This is a genomic window from Gemella sp. zg-1178, assembly GCF_018790995.1.
In the GTDB taxonomy this organism is placed as follows: Bacteria; Bacillota; Bacilli; order Staphylococcales; family Gemellaceae; genus Gemelliphila.
Map to the genome: position 1 here is coordinate 1 of NZ_JAHKEI010000034.1, position 7,693 is coordinate 7,693.

Consider the following 7,693-nt stretch of genomic DNA (forward strand, 5'->3'; position numbering starts at 1 on the left):
AAAATTTTTACTAAATTTTTAATTTTTCTATATAATATTTTCAAAATAAATAAACAAAAAATATTATACTTAGCAAGTCTCTAAAAAGTAACGATAAAATTAAATCCTTATAAAAAAATAATTAATTATTAAGAAATATTTAAGAATTAGCTAAAAACTACTTAATAAATATCTGTTATACTTAGTTTATCATAAAATATAAGGAGATTAATTATGTTAAATAAAAAACAATTAAATATATTTTCAATTAGAAAATTTAAAGCAGGAGTAGCTTCTGTTTTAATAGCTAGTGCCTTTTTACTATTTGCAGGAGGAAATAATGCTCTTGCACAGATGGAAAATATGCCAGTTGCAAACAGCGAAGTAGCCATGCCTATGAATGAAAATCAACCCAATATGAAAGAGTCTACTAAAGAAGATATTAAAATGGCAGTTGAGAAAAATATAAAAGCAGAAACTGAAGTTCCTGCCGCTTATCTTGAAAAGGCAAAAGAAGATGGAACAGGTCCTTTCCTTGCTGGCGTAAACAATGTTATTCCATTTGAAGCATTTGGTGGCGATGGAATGCTTACTCGATTATTACTTGAAAAATCTAAAGATGTGGCTTGGTCTGATAATGGTGCAGATATGAATGACGCAATAGCACCCCTAGAAAACTTAAAAGATATGGAATACTTCTATACAGTCTCTCTTGAGGGAACTGATGGTAAGGTTGGTAAAGAGTTGTTAAACAAGCTTAAAGATAATGGAACTCGCACTTATAATGCGGATGTCAATGTTTTCGGAAAAATTGGTGATAAAGCAGATGAAAGTAATGTTATTGCTAGCAGAAAAATTAAAGTAACTATTAATGGGCTAACTCCTACTAGTGATGTTATAAAAGCAGTTGAAGAAAATATAAATGAAGAAACAGAAGTACCTACTTATTATGTTGAAAATGCAGATTCAGAAGCTATGGGTCCTTTCCTTGCTGGTGTAAATAATACTATTCCATTTGAAGCATTTGGTGGCGATGGAATGCTTACTCGCCTACTTCTTATGGCTGCTAAAGATGCTCCCTGGTCTGATAATGGTGTAGATATGAATGCTCCAATCTTGCCTCTAAGTACATTAACCAACGGTCAATACTTCTACAAAGTATCACTTGACGGAGTTGCAGCTGGTAAGACTGGCAAAGAATTATTAGAAGCACTTAAGGCTGCTGGTATGAATTCATACACTGCAACAGTAGAAGTTTTTGGCAACAAAAATGGAAAAGCTGACGAAACAAATGTAATTGCAAGCAGAAAAGTTACATTAAAAGTAAATATGAAGATGCTTGAAAAAATGAATATACAAGGTGAAATGTCAATGTCAGAAGAAATGAAAATGAAAGACGGAATGGTTATGTCTGACAAAATGACAATGCAAGATGAAATGAAAATGCCAGATAAAATGGATAAAAAACTTACAAAAACAGGTTCTACAACTTCTAATTCATTAGGTATTGTTAGTTTTATACTAACTATATTAGCTGGACTAGGTTTACACAAAAAATTTAAAATTAAAATGTAGTAATTAAAAAATAAGCAAATATAATTTTTTAAAATTAAGTAGCTTAACTTGAAGGACTTTCTAAAATAGTGTTATACTTGCATAAGTATAGCACTATTTTTCATAAAGGAGGGGTAGGATGAATAAAACAATATTATTAGTAGATGATGAAATTGAAATAAAAGAAATAAACCGTCGTTATCTAACTCAAGAAGGATACACAGTAAAAATTGCCAACAACGGTCTTGAAGCCTTAGAAATTTTTAAAAAAGAAGAAATTTCATTAATTATTACAGATATAATGATGCCTCTTATGGACGGCTATGACCTAATAAGTCAAGTGCAAAAAATTTCACCAGACCAACCATTTTTATTCATCACAGCAAAAACTTCTGATATGGATAAAATTTATTCACTTAGCATAGGTGCAGATGATTTTATAAGCAAGCCTTTTAGCCCGCGTGAGCTAGTCTTACGAGTAAATAACATATTACGCCGTATCAATGGCAATAAAGAAACAAAGAAAAATAAGGACTACTTACAAATTGGAGATTTAAAAATAAATAGCAGAACAAGACAAGCCTTTATTGAAGAAAAAGAACTTTCTTTAACAAATAAAGAATTTGACCTGCTTTGGATTTTTATTAGCAATCCAAAAAAAGTTTTTTCAAAAACAGAACTTTATGACAATATTTGGAATGAAGAATATATTGACGACACAAACACCCTAAATGTTCATATTCATGGTTTACGTAGTGCAATATCTAAACATTCAACAGAGAAAACACCAACAATAAAAACTGTTTGGGGTCTTGGTTACAAATTGGAGGTGCAAGTATAAATAATGAAATTAAAATATTATATTTTGATAGGTTACTTAACATCTACAATAATTACTATCTTGGCCTTAATTTGGGCAATAAACAGAATGCTTATCCCTGAAGAAGGAGAAATTTTTATAGTCTTAACAACTATATCAGCCAGCTTAATAGGTGCCTTAGTTAGTAGACTACTTATTAAAAAAGTATTCAAATCGCTAGAATATTTAACAAATCATATAGAGGGTATATCAAAAAATAATTTTGAAACTATTGAAAATATAAAAAATCCTATTGAATTTCAAGAATTTGCTAAAACTTTAAACGATATGACACGCAAGTTAGAAGAAAGTTTTCAATCCCTAGAAGATAGTGAAAAGGAAAAAAATATCATGATTGCTCAATTATCTCATGACATAAAAACACCTATCACTTCTATTCAAGCTACTATCGAGGGAATGCTAGACGGTATAATATTAAAAGATGAACAAGAATACTATCTAAAAACAATCAGAAGACAAACTGACAGATTAAATAAATTGGTTGAAGCCTTAAATGAAGTTACACTAAATAAAATAAACAATAAAGAAAAACCTCTACAAGTAATTTTTATTGATAAACTACTTATTGATACCCTATCAGAATTTCAATTAAAATTAGATAAGGAAAATAGACAAGTTGATATTAAAGTAGAACCAACTTCAGCTAAAATTTTTAGCGATTATGACAAAATCTTGCGTATCTTAGTTAATCTTGTAAGCAACGCCCTAAAATATTCACCAAGTGGTTCAGCCTTGAAGATACAGGCTAAATTAGATGATAAGAAATTAAATATTAGTGTTAAAGATGAGGGACAAGGTATTAAGAAAGACGACTTGCAAAAAATTTTCAACCTACTTTATAGGGTAGAATCTTCAAGAAATATGAATACGGGAGGATATGGTTTAGGGCTTTATACAGCCCAAGAATTAGCAAGTCAATTAAATGGGCAAATAAGTGTGCAAAGTGAATTTGGAAAAGGTAGTTCCTTTACCCTAACTATAGAAAATAAATAAATTTTTAGAAAATTATAAATCTGTAAAAATAAAAACACTGGAAAATCCCCAGTGTTTTTTGTTGAACTGACTAGATATTAACAAAAATATTATTTTAGGAATATCAGATAGCAAAATATATTTTGTATGGAATAATAGCTATAATAATTTCTAAATTTTCTCTATAACAATAGCTAATAATTTTTATTAATAAACTTATTTTATTATGATTTTTAATTACAAAATCTTTAATAATTAATAAATTTTTTTATTAGCTTCATCAATAGAAAATAGAATTTAAAAATAAATTTAAACTTTATAATAAAATTAAATTATTTCTAAAATAAAAAGAGGTTGTTAGCAATCTCTATTCATATAGTAATTTCATAATTTGTAATTCAATCATTTTTAAATCATTTTCCTCCTTTTGTCTAGCAATTCCTAAAAAAATATCTTTGGAAAATCTAGGTAAAGATAGGAGCGATGATAATTCTTAATATTACATCTTCTCTAAGTTCTTTATTTACCCTATCGTCTTTTTTTAAAACAGCTTGTATTATATTTATAAATTCTGGTAAAACTGGCTGGAAACTTAGCAATAATTTTTTACGAATTAGGCTTGAAGTTTGCACTTCTTGAATAATAATTTTTACAAGGTCAATATTAGCACTTGCAAAAGCAAATCTGTCTTGAACTAAAAAATTAATCCTACTCGGTAAGTCTTTGTATTTTTTAAATTTTATTTCCTCATTAAATAAAACCATTATATTATTTATAAAATCATCTTAAGTAGTCTCCTATTTCAAAATCTTTTTATCAAATAATTTTTTAATTTCTTTCCTAGATAATCTCCTATATTTTAGTAGTATTTCATTTTTAATTATTTTGTATTAGTGGTATAATCGTATTATTATAAATTTGGAGGGAACAATGAATAATATAGCAGTAATCGGTTTGTCTGTTATGGGTAGTAATCTAGCCCTTAATATAGCAGATAATGGATACAAGGTAGCAGTTTTTAATCGTACAACTTCTGTTATGGAAGAAATGATTGAAAAATTTCCGCATAGAAATATAGAAGGAAAAAAAACATTAGAAGAATTAGTTAAGAGTTTGGCAAAACCACGTAAATTTATTATCATGGTTAAGGCTGGCTTTGCTGTTGATGCAGTGATTGAACAGTTGTTAGAATATGTAGAAGAGGGAGATATTATTATTGATGGTGGTAATTCATTTTTCAAAGATACACAAAGAAGATATGAATATCTATCAGAAAAAAATATTCACTTCTTCGGTGTAGGTATATCTGGTGGTGAAGAGGGAGCTAGACGTGGCCCTGCCATGATGCCAGGTGGAAATGAAAAAGCCTACGAAGAAATAAAAGCAATTTTAGAAGCTATATCTGCTAAGGTGAATAATGTAGCTTGTTGTAGTTATACTTCTACTGGTGGTGCTGGTCATTATGTAAAAATGGTTCATAACGGAATTGAATACGGCGATATGCAACTTATCTCTGAAGCCTATATGATATTAAAACACTTAGGAGGATTTACTAATCAAGAATTACAAGAAATTTTTGAAAAATGGAATAGTGAAGAACTGGAATCTTACCTAATAGAAATCACGGCAAATATTTTCAAGGTGAAAGACCCAGAATCAGAAGAATTTTTAGTTGATAAAATCCTTGACAAGTCTGGACAAAAAGGAACTGGAAAATGGACAACAGAACAGGCAGTTGATTTGGGAATAGATATTTCTGTAATTTCTAGCTCATTAAACGCTCGCTACATGTCTAGCTTTAAAGATGAAAGAGTTAATGCAGAAAAAATATTTAACCGTAAAGCTTATGAAGTAGTAAAAGACCCTTCTAATTTAGTAAAAATTGTAAAAGAATCATTATTTGCAGCAAAAATAATTTCTTATGCACAAGGTTTTAAATTATTACAGGCTGCTGAAAAAGAATATAATTGGTCATTTGATTATTCACAAATCGCTAAAATATTCCGTGGTGGCTGTATTATCCAAGCAAAATTATTACAAAATATTATAGAGGCCTATGAAGCCAATCCAAAATTAGAAAATTTAATCCTAGACCCATTCTTTAAAGAAACTATTAAAAATAATCAAGCTAGTTTAAGAGAAGTAGTAATATTAGCAATTCAAAACTCATTACCTGTAACATCACTAAGTAGTGCTTTAACATATCTTGATGTTTACACTACTGCCAATAGTGGTGCTAACCTAATCCAAGCCCAAAGAGATTATTTCGGTGCTCACACATTTGAAAGAACAGACAAGGCTGGTTCATTCCACTATGATTGGGTTGGAAACAATGCAAAATAAGGCAATAACAATTTTTGGTGGCAGTGGCGATTTAACATATCGTAAACTTCTACCAGCCATGTATAATCTCCATGTTCTTGATCAACTAGACGAAGATTTTAAAATTATCGGACTGGGGCGTCGTGATTACACAACAGAGGACTATATAGAAATAGCTCGTGGTTGGATGAAGGAACATTCGAGAAAAAAATATGTTGAAAAAGTTTTTAATGAGTTTGCACAAAGAATTACTTATTTTAAAATAGATATTTCTAATGAAGATGAATATGCTAGGTTACAAGAATTTTATATTGATAAAGAAATTAAAGAACATATATACTACTATGCAGTAGCTCCTGAAATGTTTTTGACAGTTACTAACGGATTAAAAAAATATTGCAGTAAAAACAAGGCTAAAGTAATTATAGAAAAACCTTTTGGAGCAAACTTAGAAAATGCTTCTAAACTAAATAATAAATTAGCAGAATTTTTTGGACAAGATGAAATTTATCATATAGACCACTATCTTGGCAAAGAAATGATACAAAATATTTTATCTGTACGTTTTAACAATGCTATATTCAAGGGAATTTGGAATAAAGATTTTATAGAAAGTGTCCAAATAACAGCAGCAGAAAGTGTCGGAGTCGGAACTCGTGCTGGTTACTACGATAAGAGTGGGGCTATGAAAGATATGATCCAAAACCACCTACTACAAGTATTGTCAATAGTGGCCATGGAAAAACCGACAGGTACAAGTATGTACAAGGAGCAAGTAGAATTATTAAAATCATTAAAACCTATTACTAATATTGAAGATAATTTAGTTATGGGGCAATATGACGGATACTTAGAAGAAAGTAACATTGCACCAGATTCAAAAACGGAAACTTATGTTGCTTTAAAAGTAGAAATTGATAATGAACGCTGGCAGAAAGTTCCCTTCTTTATAAGAACAGGAAAAAAATTAGCAACTAGAGAAAGTCAAGTTGTAATTAAATTTAAGGCAGAAAATGACGCTCCTCAAAATATGTTGATTATAAAAATACAACCAACAGAGGGTATTTATTTGAAATTTAACGCTAAAAAACCAGGAACAGCCAATGACTTGCAGGAAGTTTCTATGGATTTTTGCCAAAGTTGTATCTTAGAAAATCGTTTGAATACTCCTGAAGCCTATGAAAGATTATTGTACGCCTGCCTTGTTAATGACAGAATGCTATTTTCACAATGGGATCAAATAGTTGCTTCTTGGAATTATATTAACGATATTTTAGAAAAATATCACTCTTCTGGTGCTAAATTATACACTTACGACCAAGATTCTATGGGACCAAAAGAAGCCTACAAGCTAACAGACTGGATATTAGATTTAGAATAATAAATTTTTAATCTAAATTTAGATAAGAAATTTAAATTTTAAAAAATATTTAGGGCTAATTTTATCAAAACTAAATAATAAGAAAATTTTAATATAATAAAAGCTACTAAATTAATTTTTAGTAGCTTTATTTCTTATATAGTTATTAATCTTTAGCTAGTTTCCTGTTTTTAATCCTTAAATTTTATTTAACTAACTAAAAAATTAGTATTATAGATTTTTAACTTAAAAATAAGTCGTTGCAATAAAAAATAAACCTTGAAAAAATTTTTAATCAAGGCTTGTTTTTTCTTATTCTAGCACGTTAATAAATTCTCTTAATTTACCAGCTTCAATTTGTCCTGGCGCTGACACTTGACCCACTGCATTTGATCTTTGACTTTCAACTCTTCTGTTATCCCCATATTTTTCATCATCTCTGGTTTCATTTTCTCCATAAAGTTTTCTGCTTGTCAATTTGTCCTGGCGCTGACACTTGACCCACTGCATTTGATCTTTGACTTTCAACTCTTCTGTTATCCCCATATTTTTCATCATCTCTGGTTTCATTTTCTCCATAAAGTTTTCTGCTTGTGTCTGAATTTCTATAAGATGTTTCAACAATG

At 29.4% G+C, this 7,693-nt stretch carries 7 protein-coding genes; 5 read left to right on the top strand and 2 right to left on the bottom strand.

What is annotated here, in order from left to right; genetic code table 11:
* Positions 1 to 213: 213 nt before the first annotated feature.
* From KMP12_RS06910 to KMP12_RS06920, 3 genes are all read left to right on the top strand, one after another.
* Positions 214 to 1,554 (top strand): SSURE domain-containing protein, encoded by a 1,341-nt coding sequence (locus KMP12_RS06910; RefSeq protein WP_215756988.1) that lies wholly within the window; start codon positions 214 to 216, stop codon positions 1,552 to 1,554.
* Between the two features lie 118 nt (positions 1,555 to 1,672).
* The gene (locus tag KMP12_RS06915) at positions 1,673 to 2,374 is read left to right on the top strand and encodes a response regulator transcription factor (protein WP_215756989.1); all 702 of its coding nucleotides are present in this window, start codon (positions 1,673 to 1,675) and stop codon (positions 2,372 to 2,374) included.
* A gap of 3 nt (positions 2,375 to 2,377) precedes the next feature.
* Positions 2,378 to 3,406 (top strand): sensor histidine kinase, encoded by a 1,029-nt coding sequence (locus KMP12_RS06920; protein WP_215756990.1) that lies wholly within the window; start codon positions 2,378 to 2,380, stop codon positions 3,404 to 3,406.
* Positions 3,407 to 3,849: 443 nt separating this feature from the next.
* Here KMP12_RS06920 and KMP12_RS06925 read toward each other — a convergent pair whose 3' ends face one another.
* The gene (locus KMP12_RS06925) at positions 3,850 to 4,149 is read right to left on the bottom strand and encodes a hypothetical protein (protein ID WP_215756991.1); all 300 of its coding nucleotides are present in this window, start codon (positions 4,147 to 4,149) and stop codon (positions 3,850 to 3,852) included.
* Between the two features lie 166 nt (positions 4,150 to 4,315).
* Here KMP12_RS06925 and gndA point away from each other — a divergent pair, with 166 nt between their 5' ends.
* Together gndA and zwf are read left to right on the top strand one after the other, a co-directional pair.
* Entirely contained in the window at positions 4,316 to 5,728 is a 1,413-nt protein-coding gene (gndA, locus tag KMP12_RS06930) for an NADP-dependent phosphogluconate dehydrogenase (RefSeq protein ID WP_215756992.1), read from the top strand.
* Entirely contained in the window at positions 5,667 to 7,088 is a 1,422-nt protein-coding gene (zwf, locus tag KMP12_RS06935) for a glucose-6-phosphate dehydrogenase (protein WP_252344741.1), read from the top strand. Before gndA ends, zwf begins: the two co-directional genes overlap by 62 nt.
* Positions 7,089 to 7,379: 291 nt before the next feature.
* Here zwf and KMP12_RS07940 read toward each other — a convergent pair.
* On the bottom strand, positions 7,380 to 7,693 hold a 314-nt coding region (locus KMP12_RS07940), incomplete at its 5' end, for a TnpV protein (protein WP_215756993.1).

Bases quoted from the DNA above. Each gene is read 5' to 3' on its own strand.
- gndA (WP_215756992.1), top strand. From the start codon at position 4,316: ATGAATAATATAGCAGTAATCGGTTTGTCTGTTATGGGTAGTAATCTA.
- KMP12_RS06920 (WP_215756990.1), top strand. From the start codon at position 2,378: ATGAAATTAAAATATTATATTTTGATAGGTTACTTAACATCTACAATA.
- KMP12_RS06910 (WP_215756988.1), top strand. From the start codon at position 214: ATGTTAAATAAAAAACAATTAAATATATTTTCAATTAGAAAATTTAAA.
- KMP12_RS06925 (WP_215756991.1), bottom strand. From the start codon at position 4,149: ATGGTTTTATTTAATGAGGAAATAAAATTTAAAAAATACAAAGACTTA.
- KMP12_RS06915 (WP_215756989.1), top strand. From the start codon at position 1,673: ATGAATAAAACAATATTATTAGTAGATGATGAAATTGAAATAAAAGAA.